General features: G+C 67.3%; 19 protein-coding genes. 11 read left to right on the top strand and 8 right to left on the bottom strand.

The window, feature by feature from the left end; translation table 11 throughout:
• Window positions 1-69: 69 nt before the first annotated feature.
• The gene (locus OVA13_RS00285) at window positions 70-996 is read right to left on the bottom strand and encodes a lytic transglycosylase domain-containing protein (RefSeq protein WP_267793580.1); all 927 of its coding nucleotides are present in this window, start codon (window positions 994-996) and stop codon (window positions 70-72) included.
• Window positions 997-1,202: 206 nt separating this feature from the next.
• On the opposite strand from OVA13_RS00285, the gene miaB reads away from it, so the two are divergent.
• On the top strand, window positions 1,203-2,639 hold the full coding sequence (gene miaB / locus OVA13_RS00280; protein ID WP_267791863.1) for a tRNA (N6-isopentenyl adenosine(37)-C2)-methylthiotransferase MiaB: 1,437 nt from the start codon (window positions 1,203-1,205) through the stop codon (window positions 2,637-2,639).
• Between the two features lie 6 nt (window positions 2,640-2,645).
• On the opposite strand, the gene OVA13_RS00275 is transcribed toward miaB, so the two are convergent.
• From OVA13_RS00275 to OVA13_RS00255, 5 genes are read right to left on the bottom strand one after another with little or no spacing between them, the layout of a single operon-like run.
• Window positions 2,646-3,077, bottom strand: a complete 432-nt coding sequence (locus OVA13_RS00275) for a hypothetical protein (RefSeq protein ID WP_267791862.1) — start codon at window positions 3,075-3,077, stop codon at window positions 2,646-2,648.
• A gap of 35 nt (window positions 3,078-3,112) precedes the next feature.
• Window positions 3,113-4,198, bottom strand: a complete 1,086-nt coding sequence (locus tag OVA13_RS00270; RefSeq protein ID WP_267791861.1) for an ABC transporter permease — start codon at window positions 4,196-4,198, stop codon at window positions 3,113-3,115.
• Window positions 4,195-5,121: an ABC transporter ATP-binding protein gene (locus tag OVA13_RS00265; RefSeq protein ID WP_267793579.1), complete on the bottom strand. Its 927-nt coding sequence runs from the start codon at window positions 5,119-5,121 to the stop codon at window positions 4,195-4,197. Before OVA13_RS00265 ends, OVA13_RS00270 begins: the two co-directional genes overlap by 4 nt.
• Window positions 5,122-5,134: 13 nt before the next feature.
• A complete protein-coding gene (locus OVA13_RS00260) occupies window positions 5,135-6,094 on the bottom strand; it encodes an HlyD family secretion protein (protein WP_267791860.1) in 960 nt (319 codons plus the stop codon).
• Window positions 6,084-6,812 (bottom strand): TetR/AcrR family transcriptional regulator, encoded by a 729-nt coding sequence (locus OVA13_RS00255; RefSeq protein ID WP_267791859.1) that lies wholly within the window; start codon window positions 6,810-6,812, stop codon window positions 6,084-6,086. The genes OVA13_RS00260 and OVA13_RS00255 overlap by 11 nt, the downstream gene beginning before the upstream one ends.
• Before the next feature lie 152 nt (window positions 6,813-6,964).
• On the opposite strand from OVA13_RS00255, the gene OVA13_RS00250 reads away from it, so the two are divergent.
• The 10 genes from OVA13_RS00250 (at window position 6,965) to OVA13_RS00205 (ending at window position 17,275) form a co-directional block, all read left to right on the top strand.
• Entirely contained in the window at window positions 6,965-7,258 is a 294-nt protein-coding gene (locus OVA13_RS00250) for a hypothetical protein (protein ID WP_267791858.1), read from the top strand.
• A gap of 26 nt (window positions 7,259-7,284) precedes the next feature.
• Complete coding sequence (locus OVA13_RS00245) at window positions 7,285-8,268, top strand: PhoH family protein (protein ID WP_267791857.1); 984 nt, start codon at window positions 7,285-7,287, stop codon at window positions 8,266-8,268.
• A gap of 24 nt (window positions 8,269-8,292) precedes the next feature.
• Window positions 8,293-8,781: an rRNA maturation RNase YbeY gene (gene ybeY, locus OVA13_RS00240; protein ID WP_267791856.1), complete on the top strand. Its 489-nt coding sequence runs from the start codon at window positions 8,293-8,295 to the stop codon at window positions 8,779-8,781.
• 4 nt (window positions 8,782-8,785) lie between these two features.
• Window positions 8,786-9,397, top strand: coding sequence for a hypothetical protein (locus tag OVA13_RS00235; RefSeq protein WP_267791855.1), 612 nt, complete (start codon window positions 8,786-8,788; stop codon window positions 9,395-9,397).
• A gap of 85 nt (window positions 9,398-9,482) precedes the next feature.
• Window positions 9,483-10,358: a CorC family transporter gene (locus OVA13_RS00230; protein WP_267791854.1), complete on the top strand. Its 876-nt coding sequence runs from the start codon at window positions 9,483-9,485 to the stop codon at window positions 10,356-10,358.
• Window positions 10,351-11,532, top strand: a complete 1,182-nt coding sequence (locus OVA13_RS00225; RefSeq protein ID WP_267791853.1) for a lipoprotein N-acyltransferase Lnb domain-containing protein — start codon at window positions 10,351-10,353, stop codon at window positions 11,530-11,532. Before OVA13_RS00230 ends, OVA13_RS00225 begins: the two co-directional genes overlap by 8 nt.
• Window positions 11,533-11,579: 47 nt before the next feature.
• A complete protein-coding gene (locus OVA13_RS00220) occupies window positions 11,580-13,613 on the top strand; it encodes a glycoside hydrolase family 97 protein (RefSeq protein WP_267791852.1) in 2,034 nt (677 codons plus the stop codon).
• 199 nt (window positions 13,614-13,812) lie between these two features.
• Complete coding sequence (locus OVA13_RS00215; RefSeq protein WP_267791851.1) at window positions 13,813-14,835, top strand: magnesium and cobalt transport protein CorA; 1,023 nt, start codon at window positions 13,813-13,815, stop codon at window positions 14,833-14,835.
• Window positions 14,836-14,947: 112 nt separating this feature from the next.
• Window positions 14,948-17,035 (top strand): carbon starvation CstA family protein, encoded by a 2,088-nt coding sequence (locus OVA13_RS00210; protein WP_267791850.1) that lies wholly within the window; start codon window positions 14,948-14,950, stop codon window positions 17,033-17,035.
• Between the two features lie 15 nt (window positions 17,036-17,050).
• Window positions 17,051-17,275 carry a YbdD/YjiX family protein gene (locus OVA13_RS00205; protein WP_267791849.1) on the top strand — a complete coding sequence of 75 codons (225 nt, stop codon included), beginning with the start codon at window positions 17,051-17,053 and terminating at the stop codon, window positions 17,273-17,275.
• 165 nt (window positions 17,276-17,440) lie between these two features.
• Here the strand turns inward: OVA13_RS00205 and OVA13_RS00200 are convergent, their stop codons facing one another.
• Together OVA13_RS00200 and OVA13_RS00195 are read right to left on the bottom strand one after the other, a co-directional pair.
• Window positions 17,441-18,703, bottom strand: a complete 1,263-nt coding sequence (locus tag OVA13_RS00200) for a DUF819 family protein (protein ID WP_267791848.1) — start codon at window positions 18,701-18,703, stop codon at window positions 17,441-17,443.
• Between the two features lie 60 nt (window positions 18,704-18,763).
• Complete coding sequence (locus OVA13_RS00195; RefSeq protein WP_267791847.1) at window positions 18,764-20,845, bottom strand: S9 family peptidase; 2,082 nt, start codon at window positions 20,843-20,845, stop codon at window positions 18,764-18,766.
• Window positions 20,846-20,896 lie beyond the last annotated feature (51 nt).

Below are 20,896 nucleotides of genomic sequence, written 5' to 3'. Positions count from 1 at the left end.
TTAATCGACCGACAACGGGCGCCGTGAAATCAAGGGCTTGCGGCGTGCCTGGCGACGCCGCGAGGGGCTTCAGCGCGCGGACACGGCCTGACGATAACGGTCGGCCAGCACGGCGACGCGTTGCACGTAGCGCTGGGTTTCCTTGTACGGCGGCACGCCACCGTGGCGATCGACGGCACCCTCGCCGGCGTTGTAGCCGGCGGCGGCCAGGGTCAGGTTGCCGTTGAAGCGCTTCAGCAGCCACGCCAGGTATTGCGCGCCGCCGCGGATGTTCTGCCCGGGGTTGTACGAATCGGTGACCCCGAACCGCCGCGCGGTGGCCGGCATCAGCTGCATCAGGCCCTGCGCGCCGGCATGCGAGAGCGCCATCGGGTTGTAGGACGATTCGGCGTGCATGATCGCGCGCAGGATGGCCTCTTCGACGCCGAACTCGCGCGAGGCCGCGGCGATTTCGGCCTGGTAGGCGGCGGTATTCAACCGCAGCCGTCCAAAATCCACGCCCGGGTTGCCGCAGGCGAAGCAGGTCTCGATGTAGCTGTACTTGATGGTGCGCAGGCTGGCCACCTGGGTGCCGCCGCGCGGGCGGCTGCTGGTGTAGTGGCGCACGCCATCCTTGATGTAGGAGTAGACCTGCCCGCTGACCACGCGGCGCGTGTTGGCGGCAGGCGGGGCGGACGCCGCGGTCGGCACGGCGGCAGGGACCACGGCGGTGGCGGAATCGGAAAGCGACGGCGTGGTGGCCGCCCCCATCGCGCTGGCGGCGGGTGCCGCGGAGGCGACCGTCGGGCGGGAAACCGAAGACACCTGCGCAGGCCGGCTACGATCCGGCGTGTACTGGCTGACCACCTGGCAGGTGGCGCCGCTGATGCGCTTGCTGACGTAGTTCGGCACGCCGTCGGGGCCGGTGCACTTGTACAGCGTGCCCGCGCTGGCCGGCAGTGCGGTCAACGCGGCCAGTGCGGCCAGAAGCGTCAGAGTCCCCCTCATGCCGCGCAGTGTCCCCAATTCGCCAGCGGTTGCCAAGTCCTTGTCCAACAAAGGTTTCCTCCAATCTGTGCGGCCGGTCGGAGTTCCGACTGCCGGACGCCGGCCCCTTCATGCCGGGCTGTTGTCCCCTATCAACGCTGGCCATGACCGGGACCGGCCGTCGCCCAGCGCGTAAACTACGCGTCCTGCCCGCCCACCCGACTGGAATAAGCGCCATGACCGGGACGCAAGCCCCCGCACTGCCGACCACGGCCGGCCCTGCCGTGACCGACCCCGCCCTCGTTCCGCTGCCCGTCGGTCGCCCCCGTGCGCCCGACCAGGTCCGCGGAAAGCTGTACATCAAGACCCACGGGTGCCAGATGAACGAGTACGACTCGGCCAAGATGGCCGACGTGCTCGCCGCTTCCGATGGGCTGGAGCTGACCGACAACCCCGAGGAAGCGGACGTGGTGCTGGTCAACACCTGCTCCATCCGCGAGAAGGCGCAGGAGAAGGTCTTCAGCCAGTTGGGCCGGTGGAAGGCGCTCAAGGCCGGTGGCCGTGACGTCATCATCGGCGTGGGCGGCTGCGTGGCCTCCCAGGAAGGCGAAGCCATCGTCAAGCGCGCGCCGTACGTCGACCTGGTGTTCGGCCCGCAGACCCTGCACCGCCTGCCGGAACTGATCCGCGCCCGCCGCGAGCAGAACAGGCCGCAGGTGGACATCAGCTTCCCCGAGATCGAGAAGTTCGACCGGCTGCCGGAGCCGCGCGCCGAAGGTCCCTCGGCGTTCGTGTCGATCATGGAAGGCTGCTCGAAGTACTGCTCGTTCTGCGTGGTCCCTTACACCCGCGGCACCGAAGTCAGCCGCCCGTTCGAGGACGTGCTGGTGGAAGTGGCGCAGCTGGCCGCCCAGGGCGTGCGCGAGATCAACCTGCTCGGCCAGAACGTCAATGCCTATCGCGGCCCCTATGGCGAAGGCGAGATCGCGGATCTGGGCCTGCTGATCCGCACCATCGCGGAGATCGACGGCATCGGCCGCATCCGCTTCACCACCTCGCACCCGCTGGAGTTCAGCGACTCGCTGGTGGACGCCTATCGCGACGTGCCGCAACTGGCCAATTTCCTGCACCTGCCGGTGCAGGCCGGCAGCGACCGCATCCTCTCCGCGATGAAGCGCGGCTACACGGCACTGGAGTTCAAGCAGAAGATCCGCAAGCTGCGCGCGGTGCGGCCGGACATCTCGATCAGCTCGGACTTCATCGTCGGCTTCCCGGGGGAGACCGACGCGGACTTCGAGAAGACCATGAAGCTGATCGAGGACGTAGGCTTCGACCAGAGCTTCTCCTTCATCTATTCGCGCCGCCCGGGCACCCCGGCCGCGGACCTGGAAGACGATACGCCGGATGCCGTCAAGCATGTGCGGCTGGAACGGTTGCAGGCGCACATCAACGCCCACGCCGCATCGATCTCGCAGGCGATGGTGGGCACGGTGCAGTCCGTGCTGGTGGAAGGCCCGTCGAAGAAGAATCCCAACGAGCTCACCGGCAAGACAGAGAACATGCGCCCGGTGAACTTCCCCGGCCATCCGCGCCTGGTGGGCCAGTTCGTCGACGTGGTGATCACCGAGGCACTGACCAACTCGCTGCGGGGGCGGGTGGCCGGCGCCGACTGACGCCGCTCAGCCGACGGCGGGCAGAGGCACGCCGTCGCGCTCGTTGTCCCAGATCATGTGGATGATCTTCCAGCCTTCCTCTCCACGGTAGAGCTGGATGCTGTTGATGCCTCGCCGCTCCGGCACGGCGTCGTCGAGCGACGTGCGGGCTTCGTACGCGCTCCATACGTGGGCGATGTTGCCGAACACGCGCACTTCGCGGCCGGTCTCGACCTCGAAGAAGTCCATCTCCGCCAACAGCGCGTCGGCGTTGGTGCGGTACTCCGCCAGCGAGAAAGACAGGCGCCACGGCGCGCCCTGTGCATCGACGCCCGTGCGGATCTGCCGGCAGTCGGGATGGAAGACGGCGTCCTGGGTGGACCAGTCACGCGGCCCCGCGGGGCCCGAGATCATGGCGTACATCGCGTCCACCACGGCACCGATCGCTGCTTCGTCCATCGCCCACTCCATGTCCGGGATTGAGCGTCAGCCTATCAGTCCAGCCGCTTGCGGAAGCGCAGGATCGCCGCCGTCATCATCACCGTGGTGAAGGCCAGCAGGGCCAGCACGTCGGGCCACAGCTCCCACAGGTTCGCGCCGCGCAGCATCACGCCGCGGATCAGGCGCAGGAAGTGGGTCAGCGGCAGTGCCTCGGCGATCCACTGCACGACCTTCGGCATGCCGGCGAACGGGAACATGAAGCCCGACAGCAGGATCGAGGGCAGGAAGACGAAGAACGTCATCTGCATGGCCTGGAACTGCGATTGCGCGCGGGTCGAGATCAGCAGGCCCAGCGTCAGGTTGGCCACGATCAGCAGGCAGGCGGCGATGTAGACATGCAGCAGGCTGCCGCCGAGCGGCACGTTGAACAGCCACATGCCCAGCGCCAGCACCACCGTCGTCTGCACCAGGCCGATGGCCACGTAGGGCAGCACCTTGCCGATCATCAGTTCGGCGCTGCTCACCGGCGTGGCGATCAGCAGCTCCATGTTGCCGCGCTCGCGTTCGCGCACGATGGCCACGCCGGTGAACAGCACCATCGTCATCGTCAGGATCACGCCGATCAGCCCCGGCACGATGTTCACCGCCGAGCGCCGTTGCGGGTTGTAGAAGCCGACCACGCTGATCGCGCGCGTCGCCAGCGGACTCGTGCTGCCATTCAGCGGCATCTGCGCCAGCTGCGCGGCGGCGCTCTGCACCGCGTTGTCGCTGCCATCGACGAAGATCTGCACCGCTTCGCGCCCCTCGGCAAGGCGGCGTTCGTAGTCCGGCGGGATGACGATGCCGATGCTGATCTCGCCGCGGCGCATCGCCTGCACCAGTTCCTGCGGCGTCGCGGCTTCCTGCGTCGGCGCGACCACGCCGGTGGCGACGATGTCCATTACCAGCGCGCGCGAGGCGGCGGTGCGCGACTGGTCGGCGATGCCGGCGGACAGGTCGCGCAGGTTGGTATTGATGGCGTAGCCGAACAGCAGCAGCTGCATCACCGGGATGCCGACGATCATCGCCAGGGTGATGCGGTCGCGGCGCATCTGCCGCAACTCCTTCACCATCACGGCCATCAGGCGCTGGAATTTCATGCGGCCTCCTCGCGCGCCGGCTGGTCGCGCGTGGCGGAAACGAAGACGTCCTCGAGGTTGGGCGACACGGCGGACACGTCCGCCTCGATGCCGGCTGCGCGCAGACCCTGCGCGACTCGCTCCGTCGCCTGTTCGGCCCCGGCCAGCAGTACGCGCAGCACATTGCCGATCTGCGCCACGCTGAGAACCCCCGGCAGTCCGACCAGCGCTTTCTGCGCCCGTCGGGGTTCCGGGGCTTCCACCACCAGCGTGCGGCCGGCGAGCTCGCCGGTCAGCATGTCGGGCGTGCCGTCGGCCACCAGTACGCCGCGATCAAGGATGGCGATGCGGTGGCAGCGCTCGGCTTCGTCCATGTAGTGCGTGGACACCAACAGCGTGGTGCCGGCGTCGGCGAGCTCGAACAGCTTCTCCCAGAAGTCGCGGCGCGACTCCGGGTCCACTGCGCTGGTGGGCTCGTCGAGGAACAGCAGTTCCGGCGAGTGGATCACCGCGCCGGCCAGCGCCAGGCGCTGCTTCTGTCCGCCGCTCATCGTGCCCGCGAGTTGCTTCTGCCGGTCATGGAAGTGGTACTGCTCGACGAGCTCGTCGATCCTCCGCTTCGCCTGCGCGCGGGCCATGCCCTGGACGGCGGCGAGGAATTCCAGGTTCTCGCGCACGGTCAGGTCCTCGAACAGCGAGAACTTCTGGGTCATGTAGCCGATGCGCGTGCGCAGCTGCTCGGCCTGCTCGGGAATGCGCAGGCCGAGCACTTCGATGTCGCCCGCGCTGGGCGTCAGCAGCCCGCACAGCATGCGGATGGTCGTCGACTTGCCTGACCCGTTCGGGCCAAGGAAGCCGTAGACATGGCGCCGCGGCACGTCGAGGTCGACGTCGTTCACCGCCACCAGCGCGCCGAAGCGCTTGGTCAGCCCGCGGACGCGGATCGCGAGGCCGTCGTCATTCGTCGCCATCGGACACCACCTGCAGCGGCGCACCCACCGGCAGATCGGCGGCATCCCTGCCCAGGCTGATTTCCGCCAGATAGCTCAACCGCTCGGCGTCCTGGCCGGTCAGCGCGAAGTACGGAGTGAAGCTGGGTTCGCTGCGGATCATGCGCACGCGCCCGGCGTACGTCTTCTGCTGGCCATCGAGGCGCACCTGCGCGGTGTCGCCGACTTTCAGCCGGTTGCGCAGCGCCTGCGGCAGATAGACGCGCGCGTACGGCGCCTCGCCCACCAGCATCACCGCCAGGGGCGCGCCCACCGGCGCCTGGTCGCCGAGCTTGTAGGGCAGACTGTCGATGCGGCCCGCACGCGGTGCGGTGATGTTGAGCTTCTCCAGCGACACCGCCTGCACGCGCGCCTGCGCGTCCGCCGAAGCGACCGCGGCCTCGCCTTGCGCGACCTGTTCGATGCGCGTGCCGCGCTCCAGTTCCAGCAACGCCGCCTGCGCCACCCGGACCTGGGCCTGCGCGCTCTGCGACGCGGCGCGCGCGCGATCCACTTCGGCCGCGGCGACCAGGCGCTGGCGCCCCAACGGCTGCAGGCGCGCGTAGTAGGCATCCGCATCGCGGACCTGTGCCTGCGCGGCGGCGAGGCTGGCGCGCGCCTGCGCGATGGCTTCGCCGCGCGGACCGGCGCGCAGTTCCGCCAGTGCCTCGCGGCTCTGCGTGGCCTCCGCCTGCGCGGCCGCCAGCTGCGACTGGGTGCGGGTCAGTTCCAGCTGCAGCAACGGCGCACCGGCCGCCACCTGTTGGCCTTCGCGAACATCGACGCGCACGATCTTCTCCGCGACCGGCGACGGCAGCGTCACCCGGTCCCATTCCAGCGTGCCCAGGGCCCGGGGGGTGTCGGCGGCGCATCCCGCCAGCATGAGGATCGCGGCCGCGAGCGCGGCGCGTGGCAGTTCATTTCGCATGGTCCAGCTCCAGTCCACGGTCCAGCAGCACCAGCGTGTGCCGGCGCAGGTCGTTGAAATCGATGTCGTCGGCGCCGAACAGCTGCCGCCAGATCGGCGCGCTGGCCAGCGGGAACATGGTCAGCCCGATCAGCGAGACCATCAGCAGGCGCGGATCCAGGTCCGGGTTGAGTTGCCCGGCCTGCTGCGCGGCGGCGAACCGGCCGGCCATCATCTTCGGCAGCATCGGGCCAACCTGGCTGATCATCATGTCGCGCAGCGCGCCGCCCTCGCAGAGGATCTCGCGCACCCACAGCGTGGGCAGCCACGGATGCTGGGCGACCACGCTGCAGATGCCCTGCACGAAGCCTGCGATCAGCGCGGCGACGTCGTCGCCAGCCTCCGCCACGGGGGCGCGCATCTGCGCCACCACCGGCAGCAGGCGCTCGGCCACCACGGCCTGCTGCAGCTGCACCTTGTCGCCGAAGTAGTAGTGCACCAGGGCCGGCGTCACGCCCGCTTCGCTGGCGATGTCCCGCAGCGACGTGACCGCGATGCCCCGCCGCACGAAACACGCCAGCGCGGCATCCAGCAGCCGTGCGCGCAGGTCGACCGCATCGGCGGTGGAACGGCGCCCGGGCTGCCGCTTGCGCGGCGGTTTCGCGGTCGGGGTGGAGGTGGCACCAGGCGCCGAGGGGGCCTTCGGGTGGATGGCATGCGAGGCAGGTTTCTTCGTCATGGTCTTATTTAATTACTCGATTAATTAAATTTCAATCTCGTGCCGACGAACGGCGTTGACTGGTCCCTACGGGGGTGTCGCGCTACCCTGCACCGCTCTTCCCCCGCTCCCCCAAGGACGTTCCCATTTCCCAGGACAGCCCCCGTTTGTGGGTGTTCGTGCTCGATGCGCGGCCGCTGCCCGGCACGCCGGAGTTCGAGCAGTTCGGGGGTGCGTACGTCCTCTGCTACCAGATGCCCGGCCTGGCGACGGACCCCATCCAGCGAGCGAGCGACTTCTTGCGCGAGAACGGCTGGCAGGTCACCGGGGTGGAAGAGGAACCCGAGCAACTCGGACGCGACGACGCCCCGGACGAAGAGCCCTTCGACCAGGCACTGATCGACGACGAGGCCTACGTCTTCCACCAGTGGCCGGTGGAAGACATGGACCACGAAACGCGGCACTGACCGCCCACCTTTTGAAGCCCTGCCCGATGACCTCCCCCAGCAAGCGCGAATTCACCCTGGAACCCGACAACACCGAATGGCTGGCCAACCTGGCCGGTCCGTTCGACGCCCACCTGCGGCAGATCGAACTGCGCCTGGGCGTGGAGATCGCCAACCGCGGCGCCATCTTCCGCATCACCGGCCCGGAGACCCAGGTGGTGGCCGCGGAGAAACTGCTGCGCTCGCTGTACGCCGAAGCCGATGGCGAGGCGTTCGACAGCGAGGCCATCCACCTGCGCCTGAATGCCGCCAACGTCGACCACGTGGCCAACGCGGACTACCAGCCGCAGGACGTGGCCATCAAGGTCAAGCGCGGCACCGTGCGCGGCCGCGGCGCCAACCAGGCGCAATACCTGCACGCCATCGCCACGCACGACATCAACTTCGGCATCGGTCCCGCCGGCACCGGCAAGACGTTCCTCGCCGTCGCCAGCGCGGTGGAGGCGCTCAACGAATCGCGCGTGCAGCGCCTGGTACTGGTGCGGCCCGCGGTGGAAGCCGGCGAAAAGCTGGGCTTCCTGCCGGGCGACCTCACGCAGAAGGTCGACCCCTACCTGCGCCCGCTGTACGACGCGCTGTACGAGATGCTGGGCGTGGAGAAGGTGGTCAAGCTGCTGGAGAAGAACGTCATCGAGATCGCGCCGCTGGCCTACATGCGCGGCCGCACGCTCAACGATGCGTTCGTGATCCTCGACGAGGCGCAGAACACCACCATCGAGCAGATGAAGATGTTCCTGACCCGCATCGGCTATGGCAGCACGGCCGTGGTCACCGGCGACCTGACCCAGATCGACCTGCCCAAGCACCAGAAATCCGGGCTGAAGGACGCGCTGGAGGTGCTGCGCAGCGTGGAAGGCATCTCGTTCACCTTCTTCACCAGCCGCGATGTCGTGCGCCACCCGCTGGTGGCGAAGATCGTGCGGGCTTACGATGCGCGTGATGGCAAGGATGCGGAAAGCGGCCCTGCCTGATCCCCTCCGTTGACAGCGATCGCCATGACCCAGGGCCCCGTCCGCCTCGAAGTCTCCGTCAGTTACGCGCTCCCGCGCGCCGGCATCCCGTCGCCGGTGAGTTTCCGCAAGTGGGTGGCGGCGGCGCTGAAGGGCCGCATCCGCGAAGCCGACCTCGCCATCCGCATCGTCGACAGCAAGGAGGGCCGTGCGCTCAACCGCCACTACCGCGGCAAGGACTACGCCACCAACGTGCTGAGCTTCCCGGCCGAGATGGCCGAAGGCGTCAAGTTGCCGAAGGGCGTGAAGATGCCGCTGCTGGGCGACCTGGTGATCTGCGCGCCGGTGGTGGCACGCGAGGCGAAGGAACAGAAGAAGCCGCTGATAGCGCACTACGCGCACATGACCGTGCACGGTGCGCTGCACCTGCTGGGCTGGGACCATGAGGACGACAAGGAGGCCGAATGCATGGAACAGCTGGAACGCGAGATACTGGCCGAACTCGGCATTGCCGACCCCTACGCGGAAGACTGACTGCATGCTGCGAACCCTGCTGACGGTGCCGGTGCTGGCGCCCGTGCTGGCCTTGATCCCCGTGCTGCCGTCGGGCGCACAGGAAACCGCCGTTCCGCCGAAACCCGACCTGCCGGCGCTCATCGAATGCCGAGGGCAACGGCCCGAGTTCATGGCGCTGGCACCTGCGCTCGAGACGCCGCTGACGGCCGTCGCGATGGGCTGGCAGCCGCTGCCGCAGACCAACATGTTCATGACCGAGTTCAGGCTGGTCGCGCCGATCCGCGTGTTCGGCCACGACACCGACCACATCGCCTTCGCCGGCGAAAGCGTCATCGCCGTGCTGGACCTGCCCGATCCACGTCCGCTGGCCAGGCAGCTGGATCTGGAAACCGCCATCGACACGCCCGCCAAGGCGATGTTCGGCAAGGAACTGGTCAGCAACGAAGTACACGATGCGGTGTCGGGCAGCACGATGATCGAATCCGTCGTCCTCAACGTCAGCAACGTGTCCTCGCACCCCGGCAAGACCCTGGTCGGCTGCAGCTACAGCCTTGACCTGCCCGAGGAAGAAGTGCCGGAGCAGGACCCGCCGGCCCCGGCCGACGCGTCGCCGCCCGCCCGAGACGCCCGCTGACAGCGCGCGGGGGCCTACTTCGGGCCCGCCCAACCGGGTTAGACTGGAGGCCACGCCCGCCCCCGCGGGCGCATGCCCCCACGAGATGTCTGAAGACGACAGTACGCTTGCGCCGGAAGCCTCCGAGAAGATCCCGGAGAAGCGGCGCTCCTGGCTGGACCGCCTGAGCTCGGCGTTCTCCGGCGAACCTTCCACACGCGACGACCTCGTCGCCGTCCTGCGCGATGCCCAGTCCGACGGGCTGATTGCCGGCGACACCCTGCGGATGATGGAGGGCGCCATCGCGGTGGCCGACCTGACGGTGGGGGATGTCATGGTGCCGCGCGCGCAGATGGTGTCGCTGCCGGCCGAGGCGCGCTTCCTCGACCTGATGAAGGACGTGGTGGAATCGGGCCACTCCCGTTTCCCCGTGCATGGCGACAACAAGGACGAGATCCTCGGCGTGCTGCTGGCCAAGGACCTGCTGCGCGGCGTGGTGGCTGACAACGGCCCCGGCAGCATCCATGAGTTGCTCCGCCCGGCGGTGCTGATTCCCGAGTCGAAGAAGCTCAACCTGCTGCTGAAGGAATTCCGCCTGTCGCGCAACCACATGGCCATCGTGGTGGACGAGTACGGCGGCGTCGCCGGGCTGGTCACCATCGAGGACGTGCTGGAGCAGATCGTCGGCGAGATCGACGACGAACACGATGACGCCGAGGATGGCTCGACGCTGATCGCCGCCCAGGCCGATGGCCAGTACGTGGTGGATGCACTCACCCCCATCGCGGATTTCAATGAGCGCTTCGGCGCGGAATTCCCCGACGACGAATACGACACCGTCGGTGGTCTGATCACCGCCGCCATCGGCCACCTGCCCGAGACCGGCGAAGAGCTGACGCTGGGCCGCTTCGCCTTCCGCGTGGCCAACGCCGATGCGCGCCGCGTGCATGCGTTCCACGTCGGAGTGCTTCCCGATGCGTAACCTCCCCGCGCGCCTGGCGTTGCTGGGCGCGCTGTGGCTGCTGTCGCTCTGCGCCTGGGCGGCGCCCCGCATCGGCGTGGCGACCATGCAGCCCGGCGAAGTGTTCTTCGAGCGTTTCGGCCACAACGCCATCGTGGTGGTCGACCCCGCGTCGGGCGACGCGGTCTCGTACAACTTCGGGTTCTTCGATCCCGGCGAGGCGAATTTCGTCGGCAACTTCGCCAAGGGCTACATGCAGTACTACCTGGTCGCGCTGCCGTTCGAGCAGGACCTGGTGCATTACCGCGACACCGGTCGCGGCGTGTCGCTGCAATGGCTGGACCTGACGCCGGAGCAGGCGCAGTCGCTGGCGGACACGCTGGCCGAGCGCAGCAAGCCCGAGAATGCGCGCTACCGCTACGACTACTTCACTTCCAACTGCTCCACCCAGGTACGCGACGCGCTGGATGCGGCGCTCGGCGGTGGCCTGAAATCGCAGCTGGCCGGCCGCTCCCGCGGCAACACGTTCCGCAGCGAGGCGGTGCGGCTGGCGTCGCCGGCCACGTGGATGTGGCTGGGCTTCGACGTGGGGCTGGGACCGTCGGCCGACAAGCCGATGTCGCGCTGGGAGGAAGCCTACGTGCCGATGCGCCTGGCCGACAGCCTGCGCGAAGCGAAGAACACGGCGGGCCGTCCGCTGGTGCAGTCGCAGATGGAGCTGCTGCCGCACCGCATCGCGCCGGAACCGGCCGAGGTGCCGCGCCGCTGGCTGCCCTGGCTGGGCGTGGGCATGGCCGTCGCCGTGCTGATCGCGCTCGCTGGCCGCCGGTGGCCGCGCGCGGCGGCACTGATCGGGATTCCGCTGTGGCTGGTGTGCTTCATCGCCGGTGGCCTGCTGGTGTACCTGTGGGGCTTCACCGACCACTGGGCGGCCTGGGCGAACCGCAACCTGCTGCTGCTCAATCCGCTGTGCGTGCTGCTGATTCCCGGCGCAATTGCCGTGCTGCGGCGCCGCACGCCGCCGGCGTGGTTCGGATGGCTGATGGCGGCGGTGGCGTTCGGCGCGCTTGTCGCGTGGTTCCTGCACTGGCTGCCGTTGCGGCTGCAGTACAACCAGTCGTGGATCGCACTGCTGCTGCCCATCCACCTGGCATTCGCATACGTATTCATGCCGGCCCGCTTGTCGCGGCGGTAGCCCTGCAGCAGGATGCGGGCCTCACTCGGATCGACCCGAAGGCCCGCATGTTCCGTTCCGCCATTGCGCTGATCGCGCTGCTGTCGTCCTCCATCGCCACCGCATCCGCGCAGACCGCGCCCGCGGCACGCGTGGCGTCACCCGATGGCAGCGTGGTGGTGGAACTGTCCACCGACAACGACGGACGGCCCGCCTATGCCGTCTCGCGCAAGGGCCAGCCGGTGATCGCACCATCGCGACTGGGCTTCATCCTGCTTGACGCGCCCAAGTTCGAACGCAACCTGGTGATCGGCAACCCGCGCACCCGTACCGCCGACGACCGCTGGGAACAGCCGTGGGGCGAACGGCGCTTCGTCCGCAACCACTACAACGAACTGACAGTCACGCTGAAGGAGAAGGCCAAGCCCTTCCGCAGTTTCGATGTCGTGTTCCGCGTGTACGACGACGGCCTGGGTTTCCGCTACGTCTTCCCCGACCAGCCGGACCTCCGGCAGGTGAAGATCAGCGAGGAACTCACCGAGTTCACCCTCGCCCGCGACGCGACCGCGTGGTGGATTCCCGCCGGCGAGTGGAACCGCGAGGAGTATCTCTACCACCGCACACCGGTCCAGCAGGTCGGTGATGCGCAGACGCCGATCACCTTCAAGTTCGACGATGGCACGCACCTGTCCATCCACGAGGCCGCGCTGGTCGACTACAGCGGCATGAACCTGACCCGCGTGGAAGGCCGCAAGCTGAGGGCCGACCTGACGCCTGGCCTGGGCGAGGGCAAGGTGGTCCGCAACGCCCCCTTCAATACGCCGTGGCGCACCCTGCAGCTGAGCGACGATGCGGCGGGCCTGGCGATGTCCAGCCTGATCCTCAACCTCAACGAACCCAACGTGCTCGGCGACATGTCGTGGGTGAAGCCCATGAAGTACGTCGGCGTGTGGTGGGAGATGCACCTGGAGCTGAAGACGTGGGCCTCCGGCGTCAAGCACGGCGCCACCAACGAGAACGTGCGCAAGCACATCGACTTCGCCGCGAAGCACGGCTTCGGCGGCGTACTGGTGGAAGGCTGGAATGTCGGCTGGGACGGCGACTGGTTCGGCAACGGCGAGGACTTCAGCTTCACCCAGGCTTATCCCGACTTCGACCTGCAGGCATTGAGCACCTATGCGCGCTCGAAGAATGTGGTGCTGATCGGCCATCACGAGACATCGGGCAACGCCGCGCATTACGAAACCCAGCTCGGCGACGCCTTCGCCCTGTACCAGCGCGTCGGCGTGCCGGCGGTGAAGACCGGCTACGTGGCGGATGCCGGACAGGCGAAGGTCACCGGCACGGACGGCAAGCGCCACTACGCCTGGCACGAAGGCCAGGACATGGCGCGCCACCACATGAAGGTGGTGACGGAGGCCGCCCGTCACCGCATCGCCGTGAATCCGCACGAACCCATCAAGGACACCGGCCTGCGCCGCACGTATCCCAACTGGGTGACCCGCGAGGGTGCGCGCGGCATGGAATTCAGTGCGTGGGGCCAGCCCGGCAATCCGCCGGAACACGAGGCCAACCTGGTCTTCACCCGCCTGCTGGCCGGCCCGATGGACTACACGCCCGGCATCTTCGGCATGAAGACGCGCGCGCCCGACGGCGTGGCCACCACCTGGGCCAAGCAGCTGGCGCTGTACGTGGTCATCTACAGCCCGCTGCAGATGGCCGCCGACCTGCTGGAGAACTACGAGAAGAACCCCGCGCCGTTCCAGTTCATCAAGGACGTACCGGTGGACTGGGAAGACACGCGCGTGCTGAACGGCGAAGTCGGCGACTACGTCACCATCGCCCGCAAGGAACGCGGCGGCGACAACTGGTACCTGGGCGCACTGACCGACGAGAACGGGCGTGCATTGACGGTGCCGCTGTCCTTCCTCGATGCCGGCCGCCGCTACACGGCACAGATCTACCGCGATGGCGCCAAGGCGCACTGGAAGACCGCACCGCAGGACATCGTGATCGAAGAACGCGCCGTGACCCGTACCGACACGCTGAGCCTGCAGCTGGCGCCGGGCGGCGGCCAGGCTATCCGCTTCGTGGCGCAGTGACTCCCGGGGCTTCTGTAGGAGCGACGTGAGTCGCGACCGCGAACACAGAGCGCCCCAAGGTCCCGACGCAGGAGTCCTACGGCGCAGGCACTGGATCCGTGCATGACGGCCTTCACGGAACATCATTGCCGCGGTCGCGACTGACGTCGCTGCTACATTGAATGGGCGGACTTGTCGGACGCCGTCGTTCTGGCGCAGGATGCGCGGCATGAACGACGTCACCGCCGCCGCAGCCAAACCCGCCCTGCCCACGTGCGTGATCAACTGCGTGGTCTACGACCAGAACGGCACGCGGCGCGACATAGGCCTGGATGAGATCAGTGACGTGCTGGCGATCGACGACGGCAGCTTCGTCTGGGTCGGCCTGTATGAGCCCGCCGACACCATCCTGAAGAAGCTGCAGGAAGAATTCTGCCTGCACGACCTGGCCGTCGAGGACGCGCAGAACGCGCACCAGCGCCCGAAGCTGGAAGCCTACGGCAATTCCTATTTCGTGGCCGTGCACACCGCGCAGGTGGTCGACGACCGCATCCGTTACGGCGAAACGCATGCATTCCTGGGGCCGCGCTACCTGGTGACGGTGCGCCATGGCGCATCGCTGTCCTACGCGCCGGTGCGCGAACGCGTGCAACGCGAGTCCGACCTGCTGCCGCTCGGGCCCGCGTATGCCCTGTACGCGGTGCTCGACTACATCGTCGACAACTACCGTCCCATCATCGACCAGTTCAAACAGACGCTGGACACGCTGGAGAAGGACATCTTCGCCGACACCTACCGGCGTGGCACGGTGGTGAAGCTGTATGACCTGAAGCGTGAACTGACCCAGATGCGGCTGGCCGTGGCGCCACTGCAGGACGTGCTGGCCCAGCTGACGCGCTCGCAGAGCGCGCTGATACCGGACGAGGTGCGCCTGTACTTCCGCGATGTCCAGGACCACGTGCTGCGCGTCAACGAGTACACCGACACGTTGCGCGAAATGCTGACGACCGCGCTGAGCGTCAACCTGTCGATGGTGACGCTGGCCCAGGGCGAGACCGTCAAGCGGCTGGGTGCGTGGGCCGCCCTGCTGGCGGCGCCCACCCTGGTCACCAGCTGGTACGGCATGAACTTCAAGCACATGCCGGAACTCGGCGGCCGCTTCGCCTATCCCCTCCTGATCGCCGGCGTGGCGCTGGCCTGCTTCGGCCTGTACCGCCTGTTCAAGCGCTCGCGCTGGCTCTGAAACCAGTACGCCGTCGGATTGCGACCAAAGTCGAAGGCCGAATCCGGGATTACGGATTGACCCCACCTCCGCATGGGGTGACCCTTGTGCGGACTTGCCGGAGGGTTACCGAATGAACGGTTTTTCCAAGATCGGGTGGGCAGCGCTCGCGCTGCTGGGTGCTTTCTGTCTGGGCACGGTCGCATTGCGCCAGGGCGAGCAGATCAGCGCGCTGTGGATCGTGGTGGCGGCGGTGTCCATCTATCTGGTGGCCTACCGCTATTACAGCCTCTACATCGCGAAGAACGTGATGGGGCTGGATCCCCGCCGTGCCACGCCGGCCCATCTGCACAACGATGGCCTGGACTACGTGCCGACCAACAAGCACGTGCTGTTCGGCCACCACTTCGCCGCCATCGCCGGTGCAGGTCCGCTGGTGGGGCCGGTGCTCGCCGCGCAGATGGGCTACCTGCCCGGCATGCTCTGGCTGATCGCCGGCGTGGTGCTGGCCGGTGCGGTGCAGGACTTCATGGTGCTCTTCATCTCCAGCCGTCGCGACGGCCGCTCGCTGGGCGACCTGGTACGCGAGGAGATGGGCCAGGTGGCCGGCACCATCGCCCTGTTCGGCGCGTTCCTGATCATGATCATCATCCTGGCGGTGCTGGCGATGATCGTGGTGAAGGCCCTGGCCGAAAGCCCTTGGGGCATGTTCACGGTAATCGCCACGATGCCCATCGCGATCTTCATGGGCATCTACATGCGCTACATCCGCCCCGGCAAGATCGGCGAGATCTCGGTGGTGGGCATCGTGCTGTTGCTGCTGGCCATCTGGTTCGGCGGCAAGGTCGGCGCGCACCCCACCTGGGGCCCCGCCTTCACCTTCACCGGCACCCAGATCACCTGGATGCTGATCGGCTACGGCTTCGTCGCCGCCGTGCTGCCCGTGTGGCTGCTGCTGGCACCGCGCGACTACCTGTCCACCTTCCTCAAGATCGGCGTGATCGTGGCGCTGGCCATCGGCATCGTGATCGCCAGCCCGGAAGTGACCTCGCTGAAGATGCCGGCACTGACGCAGTTCGCCAGCACCGGCGATGGCCCGGTGTGGAAGGGCGGATTGTTCCCGTTCCTGTTCATCACCATCGCCTGCGGCGCGGTGTCGGGCTTCCATGCGCTGATCTCCTCGGGCACCACGCCCAAGCTGCTCGCCAATGAAATGCATGCGCGCTACATCGGTTACGGCGGCATGCTGATGGAATCGTTCGTCGCCATCATGGCGCTGGTCGCCGCCTCGATCATCGAGCCGGGCGTGTACTTCGCCATGAACAGCCCGGCTGCCGCCATCGGCACCAGCGCGGTCGAGGTAGCCGCCAAGGTCAGCAGCTGGGGCTTCGTGGTGACGCCCGAGGTACTCGAGCAGACCGCCCGCGACATCGGCGAAGGCAGCATCATCTCGCGTGCCGGCGGTGCGCCCACCCTGGCGGTCGGCATCGCGGTGATCCTGCACGATGCCCTGCCAGGCGGCGACGCGATGATGGCGTTCTGGTACCACTTCGCCATCCTGTTCGAAGCACTCTTCATCCTGACCGCGGTGGATGCGGGCACGCGTGCGGGCCGCTTCATGCTGCAGGACCTGCTGGGCAACTTCATCCCCCCGCTACGAAGGACGGACTCCTGGGGCGCCAATGTCATCGGCACGGCCGGTTGCGTGGCGCTGTGGGGGTACTTCCTCTATCAGGGCGTGGTGGATCCGCTGGGCGGCATCAACACGCTGTGGCCGCTGTTCGGCATTGCCAACCAGATGCTGGCCGGCATCGCCCTGATGCTCTGCACCGTGGTGCTGTTCAAGATGAAGCGCGACCGCTACGCCTGGGTCACCGTGGTGCCGGCGATCTGGCTGCTGATCTGCACCACCTACGCGGGCCTGATCAAGATCTTCGACACCAACCCGGCCGTGGGCTTCGTGGCGCAGGCGAAGAAGTACCAGGGCGCCATCGCCGACGGGCAGCTGCTGGGAACCGCGAAGACCGTGGGCCAGATGCAGCAGGTGGTGGTCAACAGTTACGTCAACACCGGCCTGACCGTGCTGTTCCTGTTCGTGGTGTTCACCGTGCTGCTGTACGCGGTGCGGGCCATCCTGAAGGCACGCCGCAACAGCGAACGCAGCGATCGTGAAACACCGTTCGTCGCCTTGAGCGATGAGCAGCAGAAGGTCTGGCTGTAACCGGGAGACGGCGACATGGGTACCCAACTCGTCCCACTGGAACACTTCGCCACGCACAAGCGTGTGTGGCGAAGGCTGGTGCAGACCGCACGCCTCTGCTGCGGCATCCCGGACTACGACAATTACGTGCGGCACATCCTGGAGAAGCATCCGGACCGCGAACCGATGGACTACAAGACGTTCTTCCGCGAGCGGCAGGAAGCCAGGTTCGGTGGCCGGAGCGGATTCCGCTGCTGCTGAGGTTCCAGCGGTAGTGGAAACGAAAAGGGCGAAGCAGTGGCTTCGCCCTTTTTCGTTCCGGCTTTCCGGTGGGACTGGTGCCGGCATGCCGCCGGCATCGGTAAGTCGCGACGTTGGTGTTTCCGGTCGCGTCTTACGTCGCTCCTACAGTACACAGCCCCCGCGTCAGCCCTGCCCTGCCATCCCACGCAGCACCACGCCGACGACATAGGCAGCGACGGTACCCGTCGCATAGCCCAATGCGCCCAGCAGCGCGCCCACCGGTGCCAGCGACGGGTGGAACACGGTCGCCACCACCGGCGCCGAGGCCGGGCCGCCGATGTTGCTCTGCGACCCCATCGCGAAATAGAAGAACGGTACGCGCAGCAACCTGGCCAGCAACAGCAGCAGCACGATGTGCACCAGGATCCAGATCAGGCCCAGCGCCAGCAGCCACGGCTTGTCGGCGAGCGAGCCGATGTCCATCTGCATGCCGATGCAGGCGATCAGGATGTACAGGAACAGCGCGCCTATCTTCGACGCGCCCGCACCGTCCAGCGTGCGCGCACGGGTCAGGCTTAGGCCGAGGCCCACGAAGGTCGACAGCACGACGACCCACACGAAGGGTTCGTGCAGGCTGACCTGCCTTGCCCACGAGACGTTCTGCGCGAACCATGACGATGCCGGGCCTGCGATGGCGTGCGAGAGGCCGACGGTACCGAACGCGATGCCCAGGATGACCATCAGGTCAGGCAGCGTGGTGACGCGTTCGTGCTGCTTCTGGTAGTTGGCGAGGCGCTCCTTGAGATCCTCGATCGCGCGGGTGTCCGCGCCGGTGCGTGCATCGATCGCCTGTGCACGGTTGGCCAGGAAGATCAGCACCGCCATCCACACATAACCGACGCTGACGTCCACCACGACGAACTGGCCGAACGTGGTTTCATCCACGGCGAAGACTTCCTTCATCGCCAGCATGTTGGCGCCGCCACCAATCCAGCTGCCCGCGAGTGCCGCCATGCCGCCCCAGGTATCGCCGGCCACCGTCTCGGGATGGATCAGGCCCATCAGCCAGAACGCGACCCACGCGCCCAGCATCACGCTGATCGACGCGCCCGCGTACATCGCCAGCAGCTTGGGACCGAGCTTCAGCACGCCCTTCAGGTCGATGGTCAGCGTCAGCAGCACCAGCGCGGCGGGCAGCAGCACCCGACTGGCGACCGGGTTGTAGAGCTTGCTCGCGTTGCCATCGATCAGGCCGATGCTGTTGTAGATGCCGGGAATGAAGTAGCACAGCAGCAGCGCCGGCACGTAGGTGTAGAACTTCTTGAAGAAGCCCGTATCGCGCGAGGACGTCCAGAAGACCACGCCCAGGGTGGCGGCGATCAGGCCGAACAGGACGATGTCGTTCTGGATCAGTGCGGTGGATGGCTCCACGCTTTCAACGGCCATGCGATGACTCCGTCAGGATGGACGGGCCGTGGCGACGGGATCCGCCACGGCCGGTGCGGCTCACTGGCCGATATGCTGCTTCAGCCAGCCGTTGACGGTGTCATGCCACAGGATGCTGTTCTGCGGCTTCAGCACCCAATGGTTCTCGTCGGGGAAGTACAGCAGCTTGGAGTCGATGCCCTTGCGCTGCAGCGCGGTGAACGTGGACAGGCCCTGGTCCACCGGCACGCGGTAGTCTTTCTCGCCCTGCACCACCAGCATCGGCACGCGCCACTTGGCAACGTGGTTGACCGGGTTGAACTTCTCGATGTTCTTGGACACCTCGTACGGCGTGCCGCCGTTCTCCCACTCGGTGAACCACAGCTCCTCGGTGACGTAACCCATGGAACGCAGGTCGAATACGCCGTCGTGGTTGACCAGGCACTTCCACGGCGAATTGCCGTTCCTGTCGAACCAGTTGCCGGCGATCCAGTTGATCATGTAGCCGCCGTAGCTGGCGCCCAGCGCGCAGGCCTTGCCGCCATCGAGGAACGTGTACTTCTTCTGCGCGGCGGCCCAGCCCTTCTGCAGGTCTTCCAGCGGACGGTCGCCCCAGTGCTGGCTGATCGCATCGGTGAAGGCCTGGCCGTAGCCGGTGGAACCGTGGAAGTCGATCATCACCACCGCATAGCCCTGTCCCGCGTACGTCTGCGGATTCCAGCGGTAGCTCCAGCCATCGCCGAAGCTGCCCTGCGGGCCACCATGGATCAGGAACGCGACCGGGTACTTCCGGCCTTCCACGTAGTCGTGCGGCTTGACCACGTAGCCATGCACGGTTTCGTTGTTCCAGCCCTTGAAGGTGAACTGCTCGTAGTCGCCGAACTGGACGTCCTTCAGCATGTCGCCGGCGCTGGGCGTGATGGCGCGCAAGGGCTCGCCCGCCGTGGTGGTGACGAACAGCTGGTCGCCGCTCTTCAGCGTGTTGCGGGTGAACGCCAGCGTATCGCCGGCGATCTCGAACGACGAGATGCTGCCATCGCCCACGATCTTCTTCACCTCGCCGTTCGCCGCATCCACCGCGAACAGCGGGTGCTGGCCCACGTCCTGCGCGGTGGTGTAGATCGTCTTGCCATCCTGCGACAGCGCGATGCCATCGGCGGAACGGTCCCACGTCGGCGCGATCTCGCGCACCTGCTTCGTGGCGACGTCCATCGCCATCAGCCCGAAGCGGTCGGCTTCGAAGCCGGGCCGCTTCATCGCCCGGTAGTAGAGGGTCTTGCCGTCGGCGCTGAACACCGGACCGGTATCCCACGCCGGATTCGCGGCGGTCAGGTTGACCGGTGCCGTGCTGCCGTCGGCAGCGAACTGGTACAGGTCGAAGTTGGTGGACCACGCCTCGCTCTTGCCCGCCACGCGGATCGCGGCGACGACGGCGTTGCCGTCCGGCGACCAGGTGTATTCATCGGCGCCACCGAACGGCTTGGACGGCGCATCGCCGTCGATCGCATCGCTCAGTGACGTGGCGACGCCTACCGCCCTCGCCTTGCCCTGCGGCAGCGCCGCGACGAACAGGCGGCTGCGACGGCCATCGGCCCAGGTGTCCCAGTGGCGTACGAACAGGCCGTCGTAGACCACGCCGGAGCTCTTTTTCGCGGCGGTGTCGTCGAGCTTTTTCTTCGTGCAGGCGAAGTCGGCCTTGCACTCGGCGAAGGTATCGGTGCTGAAGAGTACGCGCGTCCCATCCGGCGACAGCTTGTAGCTGGCCACGTCCAGAGCGAAGGCCGTCAGCTGGCGCGGCGTACCACCGGCGATCGGCAGCGCGTACAACTGCTGCGTGCCGGACTTGGCGCTGAGGAAATAGACCGTCCTGCCGTCCGGCGAGAACGAGGGCGAATTGACGCTCCAGCCTTCCGGTGTCAGCCGCTTGGGCGGCGCCATGTCGCGGGTCAGCAGGTTGCGCACCCACAGGCTGCTGCTGGCCTTGACCACCTCGGCATCGACGATGCGCTTGGCGAACACCACGGTGCCGCCATCAGGCGAAAGGACCGGCGAGGACACGCGGTCCAGCTTCTGCAGGTCGCGCACGTCCAGACCGCGGGCGACAGCCAGTGACGGCAGCGCCGCCAGCAGGTAGAGGGGCAACAGGGCGGATTTCAGCTTCATCCGGGGCTCCGGCAACAGGGAAACCCCGATGGTAGGCGCTAAGCGCGCCGC

The sequence above is a fragment of the Pseudoxanthomonas sp. SL93 genome (assembly GCF_026625825.1).
Classification (GTDB): domain Bacteria; phylum Pseudomonadota; class Gammaproteobacteria; order Xanthomonadales; family Xanthomonadaceae; genus Pseudoxanthomonas_A.
Note: the sequence above shows the minus strand (reverse complement) of the source record. Positions and strands in the feature narration are given on the sequence as shown.

What these genes read in the sequence shown, in the direction of transcription:
- miaB (WP_267791863.1), top strand. Translation starts at nt 1,203, where the DNA reads ATGACCGGGACGCAAGCCCCCGCACTGCCGACCACGGCCGGCCCTGCC.
- OVA13_RS00275 (WP_267791862.1), bottom strand. Translation starts at nt 3,077, where the DNA reads ATGGACGAAGCAGCGATCGGTGCCGTGGTGGACGCGATGTACGCCATG.
- OVA13_RS00270 (WP_267791861.1), bottom strand. Translation starts at nt 4,198, where the DNA reads ATGAAATTCCAGCGCCTGATGGCCGTGATGGTGAAGGAGTTGCGGCAG.
- OVA13_RS00260 (WP_267791860.1), bottom strand. Translation starts at nt 6,094, where the DNA reads ATGCGAAATGAACTGCCACGCGCCGCGCTCGCGGCCGCGATCCTCATG.
- OVA13_RS00255 (WP_267791859.1), bottom strand. Translation starts at nt 6,812, where the DNA reads ATGACGAAGAAACCTGCCTCGCATGCCATCCACCCGAAGGCCCCCTCG.
- OVA13_RS00245 (WP_267791857.1), top strand. Translation starts at nt 7,285, where the DNA reads ATGACCTCCCCCAGCAAGCGCGAATTCACCCTGGAACCCGACAACACC.
- ybeY (WP_267791856.1), top strand. Translation starts at nt 8,293, where the DNA reads ATGACCCAGGGCCCCGTCCGCCTCGAAGTCTCCGTCAGTTACGCGCTC.
- OVA13_RS00235 (WP_267791855.1), top strand. Translation starts at nt 8,786, where the DNA reads ATGCTGCGAACCCTGCTGACGGTGCCGGTGCTGGCGCCCGTGCTGGCC.
- OVA13_RS00230 (WP_267791854.1), top strand. Translation starts at nt 9,483, where the DNA reads ATGTCTGAAGACGACAGTACGCTTGCGCCGGAAGCCTCCGAGAAGATC.
- OVA13_RS00225 (WP_267791853.1), top strand. Translation starts at nt 10,351, where the DNA reads ATGCGTAACCTCCCCGCGCGCCTGGCGTTGCTGGGCGCGCTGTGGCTG.
- OVA13_RS00220 (WP_267791852.1), top strand. Translation starts at nt 11,580, where the DNA reads ATGTTCCGTTCCGCCATTGCGCTGATCGCGCTGCTGTCGTCCTCCATC.
- OVA13_RS00215 (WP_267791851.1), top strand. Translation starts at nt 13,813, where the DNA reads ATGCGCGGCATGAACGACGTCACCGCCGCCGCAGCCAAACCCGCCCTG.
- OVA13_RS00210 (WP_267791850.1), top strand. Translation starts at nt 14,948, where the DNA reads ATGAACGGTTTTTCCAAGATCGGGTGGGCAGCGCTCGCGCTGCTGGGT.
- OVA13_RS00205 (WP_267791849.1), top strand. Translation starts at nt 17,051, where the DNA reads ATGGGTACCCAACTCGTCCCACTGGAACACTTCGCCACGCACAAGCGT.
- OVA13_RS00200 (WP_267791848.1), bottom strand. Translation starts at nt 18,703, where the DNA reads ATGGCCGTTGAAAGCGTGGAGCCATCCACCGCACTGATCCAGAACGAC.
- OVA13_RS00195 (WP_267791847.1), bottom strand. Translation starts at nt 20,845, where the DNA reads ATGAAGCTGAAATCCGCCCTGTTGCCCCTCTACCTGCTGGCGGCGCTG.